At 67.0% G+C, this 22,020-nt stretch carries 16 protein-coding genes; 2 read left to right on the top strand and 14 right to left on the bottom strand.

All coding sequences use genetic code 11. From position 1 onward, the window contains the following. Nucleotides 1-77: 77 nt before the first annotated feature. From EDD39_RS31520 to EDD39_RS31490, 7 genes are all read right to left on the bottom strand, one after another. The gene (locus tag EDD39_RS31520) at nt 78-548 is read right to left on the bottom strand and encodes a type II toxin-antitoxin system VapC family toxin (protein ID WP_123562583.1); all 471 of its coding nucleotides are present in this window, start codon (nt 546-548) and stop codon (nt 78-80) included. Then, nucleotides 538-807, bottom strand: a complete 270-nt coding sequence (locus EDD39_RS31515) for a type II toxin-antitoxin system Phd/YefM family antitoxin (protein WP_208765690.1) — start codon at nt 805-807, stop codon at nt 538-540. The genes EDD39_RS31520 and EDD39_RS31515 overlap by 11 nt, the downstream gene beginning before the upstream one ends. 72 nt (nt 808-879) lie before the next feature. Then, entirely contained in the window at nt 880-4,473 is a 3,594-nt protein-coding gene (gene pglX, locus EDD39_RS31510; RefSeq protein ID WP_123562579.1) for a BREX-2 system adenine-specific DNA-methyltransferase PglX, read from the bottom strand. Further along, the gene (gene pglW, locus EDD39_RS31505) at nt 4,470-9,143 is read right to left on the bottom strand and encodes a BREX system serine/threonine kinase PglW (RefSeq protein ID WP_123562577.1); all 4,674 of its coding nucleotides are present in this window, start codon (nt 9,141-9,143) and stop codon (nt 4,470-4,472) included. Before pglW ends, pglX begins: the two co-directional genes overlap by 4 nt. A gap of 164 nt (nt 9,144-9,307) precedes the next feature. Then, the gene (locus tag EDD39_RS31500) at nt 9,308-10,288 is read right to left on the bottom strand and encodes a CBS domain-containing protein (RefSeq protein WP_341869352.1); all 981 of its coding nucleotides are present in this window, start codon (nt 10,286-10,288) and stop codon (nt 9,308-9,310) included. Between the two features lie 53 nt (nt 10,289-10,341). After that, nucleotides 10,342-12,162 carry a GmrSD restriction endonuclease domain-containing protein gene (locus tag EDD39_RS31495; protein ID WP_123562573.1) on the bottom strand — a complete coding sequence of 607 codons (1,821 nt, stop codon included), beginning with the start codon at nt 12,160-12,162 and terminating at the stop codon, nt 10,342-10,344. 97 nt (nt 12,163-12,259) lie between these two features. Beyond that, nucleotides 12,260-14,161, bottom strand: coding sequence for a DUF2075 domain-containing protein (locus EDD39_RS31490; RefSeq protein WP_123562571.1), 1,902 nt, complete (start codon nt 14,159-14,161; stop codon nt 12,260-12,262). A 371-nt stretch (nt 14,162-14,532) separates the two neighbouring features. On the opposite strand from EDD39_RS31490, the gene EDD39_RS31485 reads away from it, so the two are divergent. After that, a complete protein-coding gene (locus EDD39_RS31485; RefSeq protein ID WP_162870271.1) occupies nt 14,533-16,605 on the top strand; it encodes a DUF2075 domain-containing protein in 2,073 nt (690 codons plus the stop codon). 50 nt (nt 16,606-16,655) lie between these two features. Here the strand turns inward: EDD39_RS31485 and EDD39_RS41590 are convergent, their stop codons facing one another. Beyond that, nucleotides 16,656-16,784 (bottom strand): DUF6408 family protein, encoded by a 129-nt coding sequence (locus EDD39_RS41590; protein ID WP_244257380.1) that lies wholly within the window; start codon nt 16,782-16,784, stop codon nt 16,656-16,658. A 410-nt stretch (nt 16,785-17,194) separates the two neighbouring features. On the opposite strand from EDD39_RS41590, the gene EDD39_RS31480 reads away from it, so the two are divergent. Continuing rightward, complete coding sequence (locus EDD39_RS31480; RefSeq protein WP_123562569.1) at nt 17,195-17,383, top strand: hypothetical protein; 189 nt, start codon at nt 17,195-17,197, stop codon at nt 17,381-17,383. Between the two features lie 5 nt (nt 17,384-17,388). Here EDD39_RS31480 and EDD39_RS39955 read toward each other — a convergent pair whose 3' ends face one another. The 6 genes from EDD39_RS39955 to EDD39_RS39090 all read right to left on the bottom strand — a co-directional run bounded on the left by EDD39_RS39955 (nt 17,389) and on the right by EDD39_RS39090 (nt 21,657). Beyond that, the gene (locus tag EDD39_RS39955) at nt 17,389-17,670 is read right to left on the bottom strand and encodes a PDDEXK family nuclease (protein WP_162870270.1); all 282 of its coding nucleotides are present in this window, start codon (nt 17,668-17,670) and stop codon (nt 17,389-17,391) included. 3 nt (nt 17,671-17,673) lie between these two features. After that, a complete protein-coding gene (locus EDD39_RS31475) occupies nt 17,674-18,810 on the bottom strand; it encodes a zinc-ribbon domain-containing protein (protein WP_162870269.1) in 1,137 nt (378 codons plus the stop codon). A gap of 114 nt (nt 18,811-18,924) precedes the next feature. After that, nucleotides 18,925-19,179, bottom strand: a complete 255-nt coding sequence (locus tag EDD39_RS31470; protein ID WP_148089568.1) for an integrase core domain-containing protein — start codon at nt 19,177-19,179, stop codon at nt 18,925-18,927. A gap of 36 nt (nt 19,180-19,215) precedes the next feature. Next, the gene (locus EDD39_RS31465) at nt 19,216-19,815 is read right to left on the bottom strand and encodes an IS3 family transposase (RefSeq protein WP_123562565.1); all 600 of its coding nucleotides are present in this window, start codon (nt 19,813-19,815) and stop codon (nt 19,216-19,218) included. After that, the gene (locus EDD39_RS31460) at nt 19,812-20,120 is read right to left on the bottom strand and encodes a transposase (RefSeq protein WP_148089567.1); all 309 of its coding nucleotides are present in this window, start codon (nt 20,118-20,120) and stop codon (nt 19,812-19,814) included. Before EDD39_RS31460 ends, EDD39_RS31465 begins: the two co-directional genes overlap by 4 nt. A gap of 676 nt (nt 20,121-20,796) precedes the next feature. Then, the gene (locus tag EDD39_RS39090; RefSeq protein WP_148089566.1) at nt 20,797-21,657 is read right to left on the bottom strand and encodes a hypothetical protein; all 861 of its coding nucleotides are present in this window, start codon (nt 21,655-21,657) and stop codon (nt 20,797-20,799) included. Between the last annotated feature and the right edge of the window lie 363 nt (nt 21,658-22,020).

Raw genomic sequence — 22,020 nt, 5'->3', positions numbered from 1 at the left:
CGTTCCGTCTTCGTCTTCGTCGTCATCTCGTGCTGGGGCGCTGTGCGCGGACGGCACAGCGCCGACCGCTCACTGCATCAGCGATCCTGGAGCACCACCGGCCGGGTCACCGGCACGATGGTGAGCAGGCTCTCGAGCCCCTTGAAGTCATCAGGGTTGGTGGTGAACAGCGGCAGGTCCTCGGCGATCGCGATGGCGGCGATCATCAGATCCGCCACCCGGCGCCTGGGCTTTCGGCCGGAGCCGATGACAGCTGCGCAGACCCTCCCGTAGATGCGGGCGGCCTCGGCGTCGAACGGGATCGGGTCGAACTCGTTCTCGGCGCGCTGGAGCACGTCCATGCGGCGGGCACGCTCGGCGTACTCGTCGTAGTCGTCCTGCTCGGCGTTGCCACGCACCTCGTGCGGCCCGGCGGAGAGCTCGGCGAGCGTGATGGCGGTGATCGCCATCTCGTCGGGAAGCTCTGCCGGATCCAACCACTTGCGCAAGATCATGATGTTGGTGTCGAGCAGCCCCTGTGCGTGCTGCTGCTTCGGCTCAACGGGCATAGGGGTCGTCCGGGTGCTGATCGGCCGTCGCGTCCTGGTCGGCCCGGAAGGCGTCGAGGGAGAGGTCGGGAGCGCTCCGGGACATCGCCGCGAACTCGCTGCGCGAGACGAATCGCCTGCGTCGTCGCAACGGGACCAGCTCGCCGATCCGGTGGCCGTCCCGGGTGACGGTGAATGCCTGGCCGGCCTGGACCGCGTCCATGATCTCTTTGGATCTGCTGCGCAGGTCCCGCTGGGTGATCTCGGGCTGGGCCGTCATGTCATCCATGCTACGTCGGGGGTGCCACGCTGTGCTACTGAGTAGCACAGCGTGGCAGTGCTGGTTTTCTGCTTACTTCTTGGCGGGGCGGCCGCCACCGCGGCGAGTGGCGGCCGCGGGACGCCAGGCGCGGAGGTCGTCGTCGGTCAGGCCGTGCTCGCCCTGGATCTGCGAGCGGTATCCCGCGAAGAAGTCGGCGGGGGAGCCGCCGTACATCGCGTCGAACTCGTTGTGCCACTGGATCAGCCAGGGCTGGAGCTCCAGCAGGCCCGCGAGGAGAGGGGTCAACTCCTCGGTGGAGAAGTGGTTGTTGGTGAAGTACGTGGTGAGGGCCTGCGCCTGCTCGCGGTGGTCCCAGCCGGCCCAGCCGTAGAGGTCGGGAGTGCCGGAGGTGGTCGTCGAGTAGGAGATGAAGCGCTCCTTGGGCACGTCGAGCTTGCCCCGGGCCCTCCAATACGACGGCTTGAGGAAGTCGGCCGAGGTGTACTTCGGCGGCACGGGGATCGAGGCCCGGAGCTTCCGCTTGGCTGGCTCGTCAGGGGCTGCGTCCTCCTTGCGCTGGAGGTCCCACACGTGCTCCCAGTCCGCACGCTTCTTCAGCCCGGCGGGCTTGTAGCGCAGGGCGGAGAGGAACGGCACGTACTCATCGGCCAGCAGGTCGGCGACGACGGTCGCTAGCTCCTTGCGGGGCGCGTAGATCTCGGCAACGGAGACGAAGGCCTCGTCGCGAGAGAGCAGGTCGGTGAGCTGGGAGCGGGGGAGGAACGTAGGCTGCTGGTCCTGGAACCAGTGTGCGCGGTGCTCGATGCGGTCGAGCAACCAGGAGCGCAGAGCCTTCGCCTGGAGTGCTTCCCAACCCTCGGTTGTCCAGCGGCGCTTGTACTCAGGTCGCTCAATCATGCCGATGGCACGAGAGGTCTCGATGGCATCGATACGCTTCTGAACGATGGCCTTGTACTCAGCGGGCCAATGAGAAGGCAGGTCGGTGATGGGTGTCGAACCGTGCCGCTTAAACCACTCGTCGGAGACTTCGCCCCGCTCGACACGTCGGGCTAGCACGATCTCGAACGCCCGCTGGCCGAGGGTGAGTCCAGGCAGATCGGCATCAGGTGCACGAAGGCCCTCAGCACGCAGGCCGTAGAGCGAGTACACCTGCCAGTCCAATTCCTCCTGCAGTGCGATCATCCGAGCACGGGTGGATTCCCATTCGGCTCGCGCTTCGCGGAGGGACGCGGCAGTGGGTACGGGCCCCTCAGCGACGGTCAGGGCGCCGGGGCTGATGGCAGAGAGTGCCTGGGCAAGTGCGTCGAGGGTGCTAGCAAGGTCTGTGGGATAGGCGTTAGGGAGGGGGAATTCTTGAAGCTTGGTACCCGTGAACTCAAAGAAGCGTTCCCAGTCGTCGCTGGTGAATCCGCCCCCCTCGCCTCGAATTCCTTTGTCATGGCTCACCATCTTGAGCCAGAAGCAGGCAGTTGAGCTATTCAGAACTCCCAGCAGCCCCACCGAAGGGACCCCAGACTGGGGATCCAAAGAAAGGACCGTTGCGGCCTGGGAATAGATTGTTTCTGGTCGCCGGATCAGGAAGTGCTGATGTGTGGCAACGAGAGCAAAAACGAGCAGCTCATTGGCGGAGTACCGCCTCGGCGAGAAGGAGGAGTATTCGTACCAGGGAAGTCCGCGCTCTTCCTGTGTTCCCGAAAGAGACTTCCTGATATCGAGAAGCTTTCTGACAGGCCAAAGAATCCTAATCTCTGCTTTTGTCAAGTCGCGACGAGTTGCAGAGCTAGAGTATGGAAAGATTGCCTCTGTGGATTTCTGGGCACCCCAGTCTCGGATATCGGAGCCCTCAATAATTCGGCGCGTGAGGCTGCGATCCGCCCCGATCCGTTGAATCGCCCCCCGTGTGATGTACGCGTCATCTTCGCGCGTATTGAGCATGTTGCCTGAGTCGGCCAAGATGGTCTTCAGGCGACGATTCCCCGGAAGGGTCTCGAGCTGGTCGCGAAGGCTAGAAGCCCCTCCGCCGGATAGGCTCCAGGGGTGCCGTGAGAACTTCTCGCGAGGAGTGTCTTCCGAGCTTACCCATGGGCTTTCGGTCCCGGGAAGGTTTACCTGGTTGACGAGCGCCTGCCAGACGAGACCATTTTTCGGCGGACTAGGGATTCCCGGTTCGCCTCGAACCCCCATGATCGTTCGAATTTTCGCGGATCGGTTCCGATGGTTTCGGCGGCCAATGATAATTACTGTGGGTGTTCCGTGCCCAGGGATGTAAGCTCCGGACGTATCGAGAATCTCCATCAGTTCGACAGAATTTGCAAAGAATTCCTCGATGAGTTTCTTTCCGAACTCTCTCTTCATGAAGCCGTTCGATGTGATTTGACCCACAAGTCCGAACCCTCGACCGTCGCTTCCGCCTGCTCTCGCCAGTTCGAAGAATCGCTCGGCGAATGGCGCTGTGAGCTGATACTGCTTGAAGCACGACTGATACAATTCTCGGTAGAGTGTGCTCAGACTCTTGTCCTTGACGGTAATGTATGGAGGATTGCCCACTACTACGTGGTATCGGCCCCGTTCGAGAATTTGAGGGTACTCGTGGACGTCCTCTGTCGCGTACGCGAAATCGGCAAGTTGGTCGTTCGACTCCTCGCCGAGCAGGGTGAGTTCGAGCTGTCGGGTTTTGATGAGTGAGTCACCGACGGCGATGTGGATGGGCCAGTCGTACTTCGTGGCGGCACCCAGCGTGCTGACTCGAGACGCCGCCATTGCTGAGACCAGCAGTCGAAAACGTGCGATAGCGACCGCAAATGGGTTGATATCGACGCCGTGGACCGAGTCCAGCGCCGCCCGCACACGCTCGTGCAGGTCACGCCCCGGCTGGTGCTCTGTCCATAAATTCACCAGCCGTTTGAAGGCCCCCAATACGAAGTGCCCCGACCCACATGTCGGGTCGATCATCTTCAGTTCCGCGTAGCCGAACTCCCGCACTGCTGGGTCCATGGTCCGATCGAGAATAAACTCCTCCACGAACTCGGGCGTCTGACGTAGGGCGTATTTGTCTTTAGCCTCACTGGATAGATCTTCATATAGATCGCCGAGGAAGCGGGTGTCCCACCCCTCCGTACCGTCCTCGTTCAGCGGGTCGGTGAAGTCATGAACGAGGACACCCGCTTCGTCCCGCTCACGCCAGAACTCGACCAGCTCCCGCGCGCCGTCGTGTGAGAGCGGGATCTGGTACAGCGGGTTGTGGCGCCGGTCGAACAGGAGCTTTCCGGCCTGGCCGGTGCCCAGTTCTGCGAACGAGCGCTCCAGCCAGCCGCGGTACGTCGGGTCTGCGTCCTCGTCCACGTACGCCGCGTACCGTTCCAGCGCGAGGTCGCGCTGCTCGTCCGACGGGCCGGTCAGGTACGGCTCGGGGATCAGCCGGTTGTCCTCGCAGAACCGTACGAACACCGTGCCCAACACCCACGCGACCGCCACCTGCGTGATGCGCTCGTCAAGCCACGAAGTCCACGTCGCAGCAGTACGCCCGAGCTTCCGCGCCCGGTCGTACTCATTGCGCAGCCGTACCCGGACCTCCTCGACCGCTTTGGCCTGCGCACCGAGGTCGGCTTCGACCGCCCTGACCTGCTTGATGAGGTCAGCCAACAGCGCCTTGCGGTCGATCACTTCGCCACTTCTCCCATCTCGCCGGCTCGGTGGGCGTTGTTGACCCACGAGTCCGGAAGTTCGATCCACTCTCCGAGTCCCGCCTGGTACGGCACAGCCACTGTGCCCAGCCGGGGGTCGCGTGCCGGGTCGCTCTGCGGGCAGAGCAGCCACAGCGGGCGACCGCCGTTGCGGGAGTGCCCGGCCAGCCGGTCGAGGACGCCCATGGCGTCGTACCGCGCGAACACCCCGCCGTCGACTAGCAGCACTGGTCGCCCGCAGCCACTCGCCGTCACCAGCTCGCCGATCCTCGGCTCGACCACACCCCAGGCCGTCTGTGCGTACTCGGCGAACTTCATCGCCGCCGTAGTCCCCGGCTCGGCTGCGTCGGCGCGCAGGATGGTTGCCCAGGTCGGCTTCGGCCGGGCGTCCACCAGCTCGCGCAGGGCGGCGATCAGCAGCTCGGTCACCGATACCGTCTCGGCGCCGAACCGGCTTCCCTCACTGGCCAGTTCGCGCACTGCCTCCCGTGCGAGGCCGGTCCGTACCGTCAGGGCACGGAAGCCGTCACGGCGCGCCGATGAGGCGAGCCGCTCCTCCGCCTGGACGGCACCCGCCAGCAGCGGGTCGTCCGCGTAGCGGGTGACGTGCGCGGTGCGCGTCGCCTGGCGGCCGGCGCCCGAGCTGAGGTAGCTGGAGCCGCTCTCCGCCCGGCGCGGCAGGTAGCGAGGGGTCCGGGTGTCCTCGCGCATCCCGAGGACCAGGTCGAAGCCGGCCTCCCGGAGGGCCGCCGTCAGCCGCCCACCGGTGGGCAACGAGTAGCCGCCGCGCTCGTCCAGCAGCTCGGGGAAGCGGGCGCGGATGCGCTCGTGCATGTCCTCGGCCGTGAGCCCCGGCTGCCGTGCCTCCGGCACGCCAGGTGTGATCCGAACCAGGCCCGCCTGGGTCAGGCGCAGCGCCCGCACCAGCGACAGATCACGCGGGTAGATCTCAAGGCGAGGGGTCGCGGCCGCGTTGCGGGAGGCCGCGGCGGCCACCTCCACCAGCCGTCGCTCGTCCCACTCGACCACGCCGTTCGGTGGAATGACGGCGCCCAGCTCGGCCAGGACCGTCGCTGCGGTCGGCAGCGTGTCGAGCCTTGCCAGTCGGTCGGCGACCTTGCCGAGCCGCTGCGCGTAGTCCAGTAGGCCTGGCGCAGACGGGGTCGCGGGGTCGTCGTCCTCGCCGACCTCCAGCGCCAGCAGGCCGGCCCCCATGCCTTCGTCGGCCGCGTCACGGTTGGCGACGTGCCGGAACTCGCTCGTTTCCGGGTCGAGTTGCTCGACTTCCAGTACCGCCCGCACCGCCGCTAGGGCGAGCGCTCGGCGCTGCTCGCGCCCCTGGAGCCAGGTGCCGCGCCGGACGGCGAGGGCGTCCGCGATCTCGGCGGCCGACGCGACCCGGCCCAGCGACCGCAGCAGCTCCAGAATCTCGTCGCGCAGCACCTGCACCGCTGGCTGCTTGCGCCAGCGGGTGCGCTGCGTCTTCAGCATCTGTGGGATGCGGCCGGCCGTCAGACCGAGGGCGTCCGCAACGTCCTTCTGCTTCGGCCACACGCCGATCTCGGGGAGGACGCCGCTCTCGTTCGGAAGGCGCAGTAGCAACCGCACCATCTCGACCTCGTTGCGGTTGAGGTCGTTCTTCTTCAACTCCGGCACGAAGACGGTTGCCAGGGTGTCCAGGCTGACGGCACGCAGGGTGTGCCCCGGCACGTTGGCCGCGCCGCCGTCCGAGACCATGGCGTTCACGACCGCGGTCTCCGCCGCCGTCAGCTCATCCAGCTCTGCCTTCGCGGCCTTGCGGCCCTCGGGCGTGAGCGGGCCGGCGGATTGCTCGGACAGGAGGCGCCGCCAGCCCTTGATCCGGCTCAGCACCTCCTTGCGCGTCTTGGCGCCGAGACCGGGTGCGTTGACGAGCTGACGCTGACTCAGATCCACCAGTTCGCCGACCGTGTGGACACCGAGCCCGAACACGAAAGACTGCGCCGCCAGGCTGAGCCCGGACGCCGAGATCGCTGTCTCCCGGGTCGCCGCTGCGGCCAGACGATCTCGTTCCACCTCGGCGTTCTCCGGCTCGGCGTCTGCGATCATCGGCGGGGTGGCGTGGGCCTGCGTACCCTCGGCAGCTACCGATTCGGCGCTCCCGGAGTCAAGAGCCGCCCCGGGCTTGCTTCGCCGGGAGCTCGGAGCGGCGTCCAGCTCCAGGAAGATCCTCTTCCAGGCGTCCCGCATCGGCTTCAGATCGGTGAAACGCTGGGACGCATCCCGGTGCAGAGCCTTGCGGAAGAACGCAGTCAGGCCCTGCTGGATCGCCGGATCGAAGGCCTCGACCGCGATCGTCGGGTACGGCTCCTTCGTCGGGTCGGTCTGACGCGGGGAGACCCGACCGCCTCCCCACACCGGCAGCTCGCCCGAGGCCATCTCGTGCAGGGTCGCCGCGACGGCGTACCGCTCGGCGTGCGCGTCGTACACCGAGCGCGTGATCGTGCCGATGAACGGGTCGAGGTAGCCGTCGGTGCCGGCCGTGGTGTCCTGCACGCGCAGGCCCGCCAGCGAGAAGTCGATCAGTACCAGCTCGCGCGTGCGGTTGGGGCGGATGCGGATCGCGATGTTGTCCGGCTTGATGTCCCGGTGCCAGACGCCCTCGCCCTCCAGGAAGTCGACCGCGCCGAAGAGGTAGTCGCCGTACGCCTCCAGCTGATCGACCGAGAGGCGGCCCTGTTCGCGCAGCTGCCGGGCGACGGTCTCCTCGCGGCGCCGACTCCGCGCACCGGGCGCTGCGGCCTCCTCGATCTCGCGCTCATCGCCGACGTACTCCAGGACGAGCACTGCGCGCCCGCCGATGCGCACCGGCTCGGGCTCGACGAGGCGGATGATCCGGGAGTCAGGACGCAGCCGGCCCATCACCTCGGCCTCATGGGCGAGCACCTCGCCACGACTGTCGCTCAGCGCGACCTTCAGCACCGCGAAGGCCTTCGACCGGCGTCCGCTCGGGTCGGCTGCCAGGTCGCGGACGAGGAAGGCCCGGCTGGTGGAACCGGTACCTAGGCGCCGTCGGACCTCCCAGCGCCCGTCCAGCACATCGCCCGCGACCGCTTCGAGCGGGTCCTTCTCGGGCTGCTCGGCGGCAGGCTCGAGCGGCTGGGCACTCTCCGCAGCCGGGGGAGCGGTCAGGCTCTCCTCGACGAACTCCAGCATCTCCAGGAACTCGTCCACCGAAGCGAGCCGCTGAGCGGGCAGGTAAGCCGTCGAGGCCTGGACCAGGTCGTCGATGTCCTCGGACAGACCGTCCACCACCGCGCTGGGGCGCAGACCCTCGCCCGCCTCCAGCCGTGCGACCAGCTCGGCCTGGCTCGCGGCCGGGGCCTGGAGGGTCGTGAGCAGGTAGGTGAGCACACCGAGCCCGTACACGTCCAAGGTGATCGGGTCGGCGTTGAGAGCGGTCAGCTCGGGTGCGAGGTACGGGTCGGCCGCCTCCGCCAGGTGCGCGCCGGCCTGCGAGAGCGCGGTCGGCGCATGTCGGACACCGCCCTGGGAGCTGTCCCCGGACGGACGGTGCACGGCGATCTGCCAGTCGGAGATCTGCAGATGGGGGTTGAGCCAGCCCGCGTCCTCGCCTTCCGCACCTGCGGCACGGCTGCGGCTGCGCGGAACCACGTGGATGGCCCGGGCAGCCAGGGTGCGGTGGAAGATGCGATTGCTGTGCGCGGAGCGCATCGTCTCGGCGAGCTGCCGCACCAATGACATCCGGGTGAGGATGTCGAGCTTCGGCCCGTACTGCACCAGGTACTCGTCCAGGCGCAGCGTCCGCGGGTCATAATCGAAGATCAGCGCGGGGCCGGCCGAGTGCCCCGAGGAGTCGTACTGGCGCAGCTGCACCACCCCGGGGTGGCGGAACCGCCGCAACACCGCTGCCTCACGCAGGGCCGCACGCTCGACGGAGGCGCGCAGGCCGGAGTCCGAGCCTCGCTCCCGCAGGTAGATGCGGACCCGCGCGACCTCCGACAATTCGTCGTGCCGGGCCAGGTAGTCGGCCCAGGTCGGGCCGGAGTCGAACGATTTCCGCTGCAGGAGGTACGGGCCGACCTTGTACTCGGCATCACTGCGCGCGATTCCGACGCGTTCCAGCACAGCCTTGATCTCGCGGGACGACGGGGCATCGATGCGCCGCCGCTCCTCCCTCGGGGGGCGGCGCAGCATCTCCAGCAACTGGTCGACGGTGTACACGCCGTGCTGGTCGGCGGCCGCCAGTCGCAGCCGCAGGGAGGCGTCCGTGAAACACACGGCCTCCGACACCCAGACTCGCTTGCCGTGATGCGCGAGGAGCCCGGCCAGCTCCTTGGCCTTCTTGTTCGCCAGGTGCAGAGGGTTACCGTGGGTGACCTGGCGTCTGCTCGGCTGGGTCTGGAGCCAGGTGCCGTTGCGGGACTCGACGCTGCCGTGCCAATCCTTCAGCTCGATCAGGTGCACGCCGCCCGGAGCGACGACCAGCAGGTCGACCTCTCGGACGTGGCCGGTGTTGGCGGTGAACGTGAAGTTCGACCAGGCGCGCCACGGATCGGAGTCCGACAGCTTCTCTCGAATCGCCTCCAGGCCGCGGCGCTCGTGCTGGAACTCCGAGTCGGTGACCGTCACCCACCGGCCGTCCCGCATGTGCCGCCCCGCTTCTCGTCGCGTTCTGTTGCCACTGCTCAGCAGACAGATCAACACCCCAGATGGTAGCCGGTGCAGGTGGTGTGCGGAGGAGGTGCGTGAAATTCGAACGGGGCGGATATCGAGGTGCTCGTGGGTGCGACCGGAGTGCCGGGATCGGCTGCTCAGGAGGCGAAGTCACGCAGCAGCTTGGTGAAGGCGACCAACTCCTGGATCATCTCCGCAGGCAGGGGTTTCGCGTCGAAGTGGGCGATCCGGTTGCGGATGTCCTTCACCCGCTCCAAGTGACGGACGAACTGGATGCGGTCCATGGCGGTCCAGCCGAGCGCGGCCCAGTTCGCGTCGGCGTTGGCAGCCATGACCGGCTTGGACTGGGTCCCGTCCAGAAGGCGAAGGTAGTCGCCGAACATCAGATCGGTCACCAGGCCCGACCGCTGGTCCGCCTTCTTGTTGGTCTGCACCGCGCGGATCGCCTCCTGATCGAGGGCTGCGCCGAGGCACCTGCGCAGCAAGGACTCGATCTCACCGACCAGGAAGAAGGGGCGCGCCGTACCCTCGAAGCGCTCGGTGATGTCCGCCATCGTCACCAGACCCGACAGGCAACCGTCGTCACCGCGCACCAGGAGGTAGCCGTGCTCCTTGACCACCGGCAGGCAGCTGAAGAACTCCTGACGGGCGTCCGCCACCGGAAGGGAGTCCTTCTGCATCGCATTCTCGAGCGTCGGCGACTTACCCGTCTCGTACATCCGTGCCAGCGAGCTCCAGGTCACGACACCGTGCAGCGCCGCCATGCCGGTGATAACCGGGATCTGGGCGAGCCCTTTGGTGCGCATCAAGTAGGTCGCCTGCGACACCGTGCCGTTGAGGTTGACCGTCGTGACGCCGCGGCGAGCAGCCTCGAGCTCACCGATCTGGATCCGCTGCGGCAAGACGTGTGAGGGCAGCGGATCCTCCTCGTCTTCCTCCTCAGCATCCATTTCGGGTACGACCGCGGCCGAGGCCACGACGTCGACGTGGTCACGCTGGTGGCAGACGGCGAAGTCCGGGACGGTAGCCAGCCCGACGTCCGCCAAGGCCCGGGAGATTACGTACACGGTCTGGTGGTTACGGACCCGGACCCCGAAGAGCGCGAGGATCTGCTCCACGGGGACCCGGGAGTCCTTGAGCGCTAGGATCTCCTGGTCAGACGGGGTGCTGGTCATCGCGGGCCGTCACCGTCGACCAGCCCGCGGAGCGCGGTCCGCTTGCCCATGGCTGTCTGGACCAGGTCCACCAATTGCTTGGAACGGTCGATGTAGAAGCGCTCGTAGTCGTTGTTGCGCAATGCGTCCGGGTCGATGAGGTGGGTGGCGATCACGTCGTCGAACCACTCCGGCCGCATGTCCGACGCCGCGACCAGCGAGGGCAGATAGGTGGCAGGCGGCCCCGTCATCGCTTGGGAGGCGCGGTACGAGAGCGGCGTCTTGTTCACGATCGAGTTGGTCGGGTACGTCTGCCCGCGAGTCTTGCTGACCCACCCCTTGGGAAAGATCTGCCGGACGTAAACGCTGTGCTCGTCCAACCGCTTGGGGCTGAGTGGAGCACCCGTGAAGTGCCAGTCCACTGCCCCCTGCTTGATCAGCAGGGCATAGATCCCCTTGTAGGCGGCACTGTTGCGGGTGGTGAGTGTGTCCAGTCGCTCCGCGAAGAAATAGGAGTCGGCGATCGTGTCGGGGACGTCCCCCGCCCCGCGGATCCAGGCAATGAGCTGTTCGACGTCACGGGTGAAGCGGGTTTCCGTGGATCCGCCGTACATCTCGCCCAGTACCCCGCACCAGTACCACTGGGTGATCATCTCCTCGGCCGCGAGGCCCTCGGTCTCTGCGCCGAGGATGGCACGGACTGCGGCGAGCGGGACGAGCTGAGTCCGGTAGGGCAGGTCGGTCCCGCGCACGATGCACTGCTGCTGCAGGAAATCTCCGACCCAGTTGAACGCCTTCGCCAGCAGGGGGGCGAGCCGGTCGAAGTCGGCGAGCGGAAGCTCGAGGAGGTCGCGCCGCTTGCACGAGACCGCGGTGCCTGGCCGCGACTGCTTGCGTTCCCAGGTGCGTACCAGGGCGACGGCCTGCAAGAAGTCGCTGCTGCTCAGGCCGTCCTCGAGGCCTTGGTCCAGCCGGCCGAACACCGGGAACCGGGTGGCCAGGTCCTGCTTGATGGTCTGCCAGATGACGGGGAGCTGGTAGTAGTCTCCTCCGCTCTTCTCGGTGTAGGCCCGGTCCCCGGCATAGGTGGCGGTGAGCAGCTCGAAAACGTTCAGCGGGACGCCGCCTGTGTTGACCCGCTCGAATACTGCGCAGACAGCGTCCATCGAGGTCGACGCGGCCAGCCGGATCATCGGTACCTGGAAGGACCGTACCTGGTCCAGCACCCGCTGCTCGAACTGGCTCCACAGATCCCAGTTCCGGTCCTCGTCCGCCTTGACGAATGCCTTCTGCCAGGTGTTCACGCGCTTGGCGTCGAAGACGAAGTGCAACGGGAAGAGACCGGCGGCACACTCGTTCTCGGTGGTCTGAAGGTCCAGGACGACCGTGCGGGCGAAGTCGGTGCGCAGAACCTTGTTCTCGGGCACGGAGACGATCGCCTCGTCCCGGTCCGCGGAGGACCCGACAGCCTTGGCGATATCGACGTAGTACCAGCGCTTGATCGCCTTGCCTCGCGCGTCGACCGTCTCGACCGGCGCGTCGAGGTACAGGGCCTGGAAGAGCGAGGTGAGTCGCTGTTGGCCGTCAAGCAGCAGAAGGCTCGGTACCTTGTCCTCGACCAAGCTGGCACCAGTGAGCGTGCGGGCCCGGAACGGGGAGTGGCCGCCGGTCTCGAGCGTCATGACGACGCCGAGCGGATAGTCGAGCGTCACCGTGGCGATGATGGCTCGGATCCGGTCGTCGTCCCACTTCCACTCACGCTGGAAGTCGGGAAGTTGCAGCGTGCCTGAGGCGACGTCCGCGAGGACGTCCTTGAGCTTCGGACTGTCGAGCGCCACCCGGTCTGTTCCCCACCCTAGAAGCCAACGTGTGCCAGAGTAATTCGATCAACGAGGTCACGTCGGCGTCAACCCAGTTGCCTTGCACCGGAATTGATCAGACAGTCGCATCAGTCTTCTGGTGAGCTGTCTGAGCCGTTTGCGGGCGCACCAGTTCGCGCAGCTTGGCGCGGGTCTCCGGGTCCGTGGAGTACACGACGGTGCCGATCATGCCGCGGGTCAGCAGCACCTTGTAGGTGTTGCGGATCAGGCGGTCGATGTCGGCGTCGCTGGTGGACTTGCGGAAGACCGGGTCCTTGGAGGCGGTCCGGTCGATGTGCCAGTGGTCGGTGCGCCAGACGAGGTCGGGCCCGAGGATGACGCCGCTCCAGTCGTACTCGAAGCCCTGGGCGGTGTACACGCAGCCGACCTGACCGAAGCCGGCCAGGTCGGTGGCCCACAGCGCGGCCGGAGGCGCACCGGCGATCGAGCGGTCGCCGTAGACGTTCCACGGGCGGGCCCAGTCACCGATCCGCACGTCGAGCGGGAGCGGATCACCCGGGGCGACCTTGGTGGTCCATTTCCAGCAGTACCCGGCCGACATCCGGGCGCCGTAGCCCTCCGCGCGCCGGGCCTCCAGGAACGTCTCCAACTCCTCGGGAGTGTCCACGACTTCGAGGACGACCTTGCCGTCGGGCTCCCAGCCGACGGGGCCGCCGGACTCCAGGCCCAGCAGGCGCACCACCCAGCGCAGGTAGGCGTCGCTGCCGCCGCAGCGGAACTGGCTGTCCAACTCGACCACCTCGCACTCCAAGCCCTTCACCGCGGCGGCCGCCCTGATCTGCGCCACCGTGCCCATCTCGCCCGGCCGGACCACCTGGTGCTCGTCCAGCAGGAACACCGGCACCCGGGCGGCGTCGATCAGCTCCTCGATCTGCGGCTTTCCGGTGCGCTCGATGGCCCGGGTGTACCGGTTCGCCGAGGTCTCGCGGATCCGGTGCGCCTCGTCGCAGATCAGCACGTTCAACCCGTTGCGCTCGGCGGTCATGAAGCTGTTGAAGTACTTGAACAGCTCCTGGACTTGGCGCTTCCGCGCCCCGGCGACCCGGCGCATCGTGGTGGTGAACGAGCTGGACCCGGTCGCGTGGAGAGCGCTCACGCCACGTCGGTACAGATCGCCCAGCAGGGACAGCGCGATCACGCTCTTCCCCGTGCCCGGACCGCCCGTGATGACCACCACCTGCTTGTGGTCGGACTGCTGCGCCCGGCGCACCGCGCGCAGCACCAGCTCGTAGGCCACCCGCTGCTCGTCCAGCAGGACGAACTGCTCACGCTCGCGCACCTCGTCCGCGGCCACCGCCATCAACTGCTTGGACGGGGCGACCTTGCCCGCGAGCAGCAGGTCCGCCGCCCGGGCGCCGGAGGCCGGCTTCAGCTTCGAGCGCAGGTACTCCACGAACTCCCCGCGCCGCTCGGCGGTGAAGAGCCGACCGCGCTCGTCCTGCGGCACCTCGTACAGGCCCTGGACGCCGAACTCCGTCGCGTTGTGCAGGAAGGCCACCCCGGATACCCGCTCGGGGTGCTCGGCGAGTGCCCCGTTGAAGGAGATGAGGTAGTCGCAGTAGCCGCGGACCTGCTCGATCGGGTTCAGCACCGGCCGGGTGTAGGCGTCGACGCGGCACAGCAGCGGCTCGCCGTCCTCCGGCAGCGCGCTGCTCCACTGCTTGAGCTCGACCACCACGTACGAGGGCTCGCCCGTGACCGGATGGACGCCGGCGAGCACGGCGTCGGCCCGCTTGCTGTTCAGCGGGAGGGAGTACTCGAGGAGTACCTCCACCGCGCCGAGTCCGGCGTCCAGGAGGGCGTTGGTCAGCTCGGGGATGCTCATCTCCCAGGAGCGCACCTCGGACGGGCCGGGCCGGTGGCCGTGCTGGTGGACGAACTGGTCGACGAGACGCACGAACAGGGATCCGGCCAGCCTCTCGGCGGCGACCGCGGACACGGAGTCGCGGAACAGCAAGACATGCTCCCAGGCAGCACGAAGTGACTCGTGCGGGTGGGGGCATGTCCCTGGGGGAAGCCCGGCGGGCCGCGCTGATGACTGGGCCAAACCTACAACGGAGTGCCTGAGCCGCTGTCCGAGCATCTGCGCTTCCGGCGGCGTGTAACGGCTTGGTCAGGTGGAGGTGGACGTCGTCGGACTCCGACCTCGTCCGATGACGGGTTCGATCTCTTGACGAGTGTGCCGTCGATGAGCATTGTGCACAGACGGCCGCTCCTGCATCTAGGATCTGCGGTACTGTTTGCGGCCCGACAGGCTTCCTGCTGAGGACATGCCCCCAACCCGCACGAATCATTCGTGGTCCGGTCCCGGGGGGTCCCTTCGTGCCAATGCTCCTGCTGAACCTGTCGGCGCAGGATTTGCTCACTCTTAACTCGCGTCGCCGGATGGTGCCGCACCTTGCCGAGCGGTGGCGGAAGTTCCGAGAGCACGAGGCTTCAGAGACGGAGCGATCCGCGTGGGCGGAGAGCCTCATCTGCCTGGCGAAGGATCTGGTCGCCGCTGACCGGGGCAACGTGCAGATGGTCGTCGAATGTGCCGTGACTGTTGACGAGGACCTCAAGGGGGGAAGACCCAGGCTCGTGGACGTTGTTCTGGTGGGCCGCCACCCGACCGAGGACCAGCCGTCAGTCCAGTTGGTGGAGCTGAAGCGCTGGTCGACGGTGACCAGAGTCGAGAGGGCCGTCGCGGACCTGATCTACGTGGAGGGCCTGGCGAAGCCCAAGAAGCATCCTGCACGGCAACTGGAGGAGTACTACCGGGCCTTCATCAGTGAGAAGGGCCCCTTCTCCGGCGACATCGAGTGCGGCGGTTTCGCTTACCTGCACAACGCCACCGAGGAATCGGTGCGTCCGCTGATCGACGTGGATGCGCCGATGGGTGCCTGGGCCCGGGTGTACACCGGGGACAGGCACCGACAGTTGCTGACCGACCTGCAGAACCACTTCGCCGCTGACGGCGGCGCAGCCCAGGCCGAACAACTGCTGCGCGGCATCGGCGTGCGCAACACACCTTTGCTCGACGCGATGATGTGGTCCCGGGGGACGGACACCGTCTTCACCCTGCGCGGGCGGCAGAAGAAGGCGGCCGATCAGATCCTGGAGGCTGCCGCCAAGGTGCTGCCGTCCCCGCAGCAGCCCGCGCTGGTTCCGGACGAGCGGCAACTGGTCTTCCTGGTGACCGGCGGCGCGGGCACCGGCAAGAGCGCCATCGGCCTGCAGATCAAGGCGGAACTGGAGGCCGATGGCCGGACCGTCAACTACGCCAGCGGGAGCCGGGCCTTCAATGCCGCGATGCAAGAACACGTCGGTGTCGGGGACCGAGAGTTCAAGGAGACCTTCACCTACTTCTCCAATTACGTCTCGACGCCCGAACCGCTGATCGACGTGCTGATCTGCGACGAGGCGCACCGACTCCGTGACCGCTCGACGAACCAGTACTGGCCGCCGGAGAAACAGGGAACGCGGCCGCAGGTGGACGAACTCCTCGATGCGTCCCGTCTGACGGTCTTCTTCCTCGACGAAGGCCAGGTCGTCCGTCCCAACGAGGTCGGTACGGTCGATCTGATCCGGGAGGCGGCCGAGCGGCGCGGAGCCCGAGTGGTGCAGTGCGGGCTCCGCGAACAGTTCCGGTGCGGTGGCAGTGACGCCTACGTCCGCTGGGTACACGCTCTGCTCGGCTTGTCGGGTGACCTGCCCGAGCAGTGGACGCCGGACGGATTGATGCATGTCGAGGTGGTGGACACGCCGGAAGCGCTCGAGGAGATCATCCTCGGTGAGGCGAGCGCCGGGGCATCCGCGCGCATGGTGGCCGGCTACTGCTGGCCCTGGACCGAGCCTTTGGGCAAGGAGAAGCGGCTGGAGCCCGACGTCAGGATCGGCGACTGGCACCGGCCGTGGAACGCGAAGAGCGACACCTTCTGTGCGCACGGAGCCCCGCCCAGCAGCAGGTGGTCGGTACACAAGAAGGGCATCGGCCAGATCGGGTGCGTGTACACCGCGCAGGGCCTCGAATGGGACTGGTGTGGAGTGATTATGGGCGATGACATGGTGCGCCGAGACGGCCGGTGGGTGTTTCGCCGGGGCAAGGAGACGGGGAAGTCGGCGGAGGGTGTGAAGCGGGTGCGCGTTCCCGGGTCCTTGGATCCGAAGGTCAAGGCGGGGAGCGTCAGCGACGAGGAGTTCGCCCGGCTGATTCGGCACGCCTACCACGTGCTGATGACGCGGGCGAGCCGGGCGGCAGTGCTCTACTCCACCGACGAGGAGACCCGGGAGTACCTCAAGGGCCTCGTCGGGGAAACCCAGATCCACGGGTTGCGACCGACCAGGGAGAGTCTGCCGAAGCACCTCGCCCGTCCGAAGATGGGACGGAAGAAGCGCAAGGACGACCTTCGGCTGTTCTGACGGACGGCGTGGTGAGGTGGCGGGCTCGCCGGGCCCGCCACCCACCTGCGTCAGAAGAGCAGGTGCGCCACCGAGGACAGCGCCGTCACCAGAACGTTGGAGACGACTCCGACAGCGATGTCGATCAGGATCTCGCGGATCCTTCCACGATGCGCGGGCTTGCACTCGACCGAGGTCATACGGCCATCCCTGGGTGTGAGATTGGAATGGCAGGGGGCACCCTACCGGGCAGCCACGTCCACGTCAGATGGTGATCACCTGACGGGCACAACCATTCGTCAATCGCAGCCCGTTGAGGACGCGTAGGACCTGAGCCTCGTACCCTCCGGGAAGGTGCGCAGCTCGACGATCATACCGCCTGGGTAGGCTGGCGCTGAGGGCCAGGGAGCGGAGCTTCTCCCAGGATTCGGGGACGGTCGATCACCCACCGGTCTGTCCGCTGGACGAGGTCCGGGCCAATGGTTGTGCCGGACCGGTCGTGGCCGAAGCCTCGGCGCAGCGATTCTCTGAGTCCTGAAGGTTGTTCTGCAAGGCTGGGACCGGAGAAGTCCCCGCGCGGTGCGGCTGGCAGGCCTCGTCGGTATCCTCCTTGGTCGCACTGGGACGCCCCTGGATCGAGCAGGTCTTCGCCCAGGAACTCACCAGCCGCGTCCAGCTGCCCTTCGGGTACGAGATCGTCCTCGCCGCTCGGGGTCTCCAAGCGGTCGGCATCTTCATCCCTTTCGCCGATGTCGTAACAGTGAACGACTGTGCCTGCCTGCGCGACCTCTGCCGCTGACCGGATCAGGGCGTCTCAACTCCGGTGGTGGCCACCCACTGCTCCACCTGGCCGAGCACGTCATCGGGCCGGGGAGAGGTCGAGTGGACGGTGAATTCGACGTAGCCGGGGTCGTCGACGGGCAGGGCGGGCAGCGGGTGCTCGCGGAGACGGACGACGAGGTAGCCGGCCGCGAGGAGGTCACGGGACTTCTCCGTGTCGATGTCGTTCTTGTCGGTGTGCCAGTAGGAGCCGTCGTACTCGATGGCGAGTGTGCGGCCCTCGGGGAGGTCGACGGTGATGTCCACGGTTCAGTAGCTGCGCGGGGCGAAGGCTTTGTGCCGGACCGTCAGTCCGGACGTAGCGGTGCCGAAGACGTGCTGCGCGGCCGCGTGATGCGCCAGTTTCACCTGCGACTTGCCACGTTCCCGGCATTCGGGGCAACCGCTGCCGTTCGAACGGGAGGCCAGGGGCGCCTGCCATGTGTGTTCAGGGTCGCTGGAGCAGACCCAGGCCGGGACGAACAAGGTCTGTGCGGTCGGGCGGACGTGCCAGGGGGAGACCTGGTTGACAGGTGACCATTCGGCGGCCGGACGGGGGAAATGGAAGGCGAGGGAGTCGAGGATCGTATGGCACACCGGGCAGCGCAGTCGCTGTCCCTTCTGGCGTTCCGCCGGTGTGTCCTGCCACGCATGGCCGCAACCGGGGTCCTGCCACCACACGGTTCTGCGTGATCCGTGGGAGATCTTGGCCAGACTGAGACGGCCGTTGAGGGTCGGGTGCCACTGGGCGGCGATCTCCGGGCTCAGCCGGAACGGGACCCCGGAGGCGGCTTCGGCCTCCTGCCGGTCCGCGGAAGTCTTCAGGCTCCGGCAGGAGGGGCAGCCCGAGTGCAGGTAGCGGAGCGGAGACACCCACGGGTGATGGCCGCGCGGGCAGCGGAAGCGGCGCAACCCGCCGTCGCCGGCCACGAACACGGTGCGGGGATCCTCGTCATCGGCCCATGCCTCCAGGAGTTCGGGAAGTTCGGCAACCGGGGTGATCCGCAGGCGTTCGAGTGTGGCGTCCCGCTCGGCGCGGTGCCGCGGTTCGCACGCAGGGCACTGCCGGGCGTGGAGCATGTGGCTGACCCGTGCCGTGAAGCGCAGGCCGCAGTCGGGGCAACGCCAGGCGACCTCCCGCACGGCGGTGACGGTGGCGGTCTCCCACTGTGCGGTGCCGTTGGCCTCGTGGTGCCACCAGCCGAGGACCGGCAGTCCCGAGTTCTTGAGCAACTCCCGCCGCTTCTCGCCAGGAGCGTGGGAAGTCTGCTTGGCCCGGCTCGGATTGGCCCCGCAGCGGCAGCCGAACGCGATGTCCCCCAGTCGCTCCGCGCTCAGCCGCCCGCAGTACCGGCAGCGCATGTGGTGCGGATCCTCCGCGTACGAGGGCGCGGTCAGCGCAGCCAAGTAGTCGTAGCCGTTGTCTTCCGCATGCTCACGGACCCGCTCGGCTGGAACCGGGGCCAGGTCCGCGTGCTGACCCTGGAGTGAAGTTCCACCCTGCGGTTGGACACTGTCCGTCTACGCCGCGAGGGTGTGACCTTGCCGGTGCCGCTGGCGGATCTCGAGTGGCGTGAGGTAGCCCCATTCGGGGTGCTTGCGTAGGCGCCTGCGGTTGTAGAAGACCTCGACGAAGGCGAAGACTTCCGATCGGGCAGTGGTGCGGTCGGGCCAAACTCGGGTGCCGATCTCCTCCTTCAAGACAGCGAAGAAGCTCTCGGAAATGGCGTTATCGTAACAGGAGCCGACTCTCCCCATCGACTGCCGCAGGTTCAACTTGCTTGTCTGGGAACGGAATTCACTCGACGTATATTAGCTGCCGCGATCCGAGTGGAAGATGCAGCCGCTCTCCAAGACGCCTCGGCCGGCCGCCATTCGCAGCGCGGCCACCGGCAGTTCGGCGCGGTGGTGGTCGGCCATCGCGTAGCCGACCACCTTGCGGGTGGCCAGGTCGATCACGGTGGCCAGGTAGAGCCAGCCCTCCTTGGTCGGCAGGAAGGTCATGTCGCCGACCAGCCGCATCCCCGGGCGCGGTGCGCTGAAGTCGCGCCCGACCAGGTCCGGGGCGAAAACCGGCCTGCGGGCCTGGCGGGTCAGACCGCGGCGCCGGCGGCGGGTGACGCCGGCGATGCCGCGCTCACGCATGATCCGCTCCACCTTCTTCCGGTTCACAGCCCGACCCTGGCGACGGAGTTCCGCATGAACGCGCGGGACGCCGTAGGCGCCTCGGGAGGCCAGGTGGATCACCGAGATCTCCGCGGCGAGGAGGTCCTCGGCCCGCTCGCGGGCGCGGCGGTCCTGCTCGCCGGCCCGCCAGGCGTAGAAGGAGGAGCGGGCGATGCCCAGCGCTCGGCAGATCCGCTTGACGCCGAAGGCGCCGTGGTGGTCCTCAACGAAACGGAAGCGGATCACCGATTCGTCTCGGCCGCGAAGTAGGCGGCCGCCTTGCGCAGGATATCGATCGTCTTCTGCTGCTCGAGGTTTTGCTGGCGAAGGCGGGCGAGCTCCTCGCGCTCGGGGCTGGTCAGCTCGCCGGGCGGGCCCTCGCCCCGGTCGGTGCGGTCCTGCTTGACCCAGCCCCGCAGCCCCTCCGGACTGACCCCCAGCTCCCGGGCGATCTCAGTGACGTTGCGGTGCGGAGACGAGCGCACGAGCGCGATCGCGTCCCGCTTGAACTCCGCCGTGTACCGCTTACTCATGTTGCTGTTCGTTCCCACCTGTGACTGCTTCCTCCGGGCTCACATGTCCCAGTCTCCAAGTGTCCAACCCCAGGGTGGAACTTCAGGAGTTCACGGGACTCCTGAGCCCATTCCCGCCAGTAGCAGGCCCTACAGGTGGTCACGCCCGCCGCGTTGTTGGAGAGCGTGTACTCGAACCGGTAATGGGCCTCGCAGCCACATACCAGGCACCGGGTAAGCCGCCAGGTGGTTGGCTTCGTGAACGGCTCCAAAGGCTCCAGACCGCCGACCCGGAGGATCTCCGTGATGTGGCTATGGGCCTCGCAGCCACATACCAGGCACCGGGTAAGCCGCCAGGTGGTTGGCTTCGTGAACGGCTCCAAAGGCTCCAGACCGCCGACCCGGAGGATCTCCGTGATGTGGCTGTCGCACCAGGCGTCAGGCGAACGCGTGCGGTAGGCACTGGGCTGTAAACAACCCGAATCTGCGCACACCTGGATCGGCTTCGAAAGCGGTATGGAGCTCATCGGTGGATCTCCCCATGGTTCCTACGAGAACCATCGTGTTGCTCGGTCGTCCCAGCTCGCAACGAGCAGCACTCTCCTCCGCCCGTCGCCCCACGTGGCCATGGCAATGAACGTCATGACCCCAGGACAAGACCCTTCGCGAGACGGCGACGGTAGTTAAGCCGATTACTGGAGGGCGCCTGCTCTCATCACCGCCTGCCTCGTCTGCCTCCAGTGCTGGGACGGTAGGCGTCTGCGATGATCTGAGACAGATCGTCGTCACTGAACATGCGGTGACTGCCGATCACCCGGTGGGGCACGCGGCCGGCAGCCGACTCGGCGCGGAGCCAGGCGACTCCCACGCCCAGGCGCTTGGCGGCCTCGGCGATGGAGTGCAGCAGCGGGCCACTGGTGTCGGGTCTGGTGCTGCTCGGCTTGGTCCTGGCGCTGTTCCCTGGTGCGGGTGGTGCGGCGGGCAGACCGAGAGCGGCAGCCTCTGCCGCAGCGAGGAGCACACCCGGTCCGCGAAGACGGGCCCCGTCCCCGATCCCGTCGTTGGGCCCGGGCAAGCCCAAGGCACGCCGGTCCTGTGTCGCTGGATCCTCGGAAGGTAGAAGCAGAGAGGCCAACCGATAGTCCTCTTCGGTCATCGGAGCTCTGGCTTCGAGCGCACGGAAGAGTCGTAGACGCTCGGACTGCAGTGCACGCTTGTCCAGACTCCAGATTTTCTCCCGGAGCTCTTCCCAAATCGCATGAGCCTGCAGCGCGGCCAATGCGTAGGACGTCACGTCCGCGCCCGGCTTGGCCTTCACCCGCCGGTGTTGGTAGCAGACCTCCATCCCGGACTCGACCGGAACCTTGCACGGGAAGCCGTAGAAGGACGAAACCGGTTCAGGACAACGCGGCCTGTCACGAGCCAGAGACCGGTCCGCCCCCGCTCGAATCTGCCGGATCTGTTCTGCCGCGTTCTTCCATCCCTGCTTCGGGACACCCCATGCCTTTGCCGCTTCCAATGGGCTCAGATGATCGAGCGAACGCATGCGCTCCATAGGGGTTTCCGTGCCGTCCACGTTTCTCCCTCCTGGCTCTCTGGACGTCGTATCGTCCTCCTGCCGTGTGCTCCCAGTCAGACTTGACCGATCACCGTCGACAGATTTTCGAGTGCGCTCGTGCATGACCAGCTGTTGGTTGTTTCCGGCTGGGTCCGGACGAGAAAAGGCGGGCGGCTGAAGTATCTGCACGGTGTTGCTCTGGGGAGCACCTGTTGTGCACTGCGCGCTTCGGGGTGCGATTTCATGAACGGACAGCGCGGGCTGTCTACCGTCTGACGTGCAGCGATGGCCATCGCCGGGCGACTGGGGGTCAAGGGGTCGCAGGTTCAAATCCTGTCGTCCCGACTGTGAAGTCGGTTGTGGGAGCCGGTACTTGGGAAA

The organism is Kitasatospora cineracea, from assembly GCF_003751605.1.
Classification (GTDB): Bacteria; Actinomycetota; Actinomycetes; order Streptomycetales; family Streptomycetaceae; genus Kitasatospora; species Kitasatospora cineracea.
This window is presented reverse-complemented; position numbering and strand designations above follow the sequence as displayed.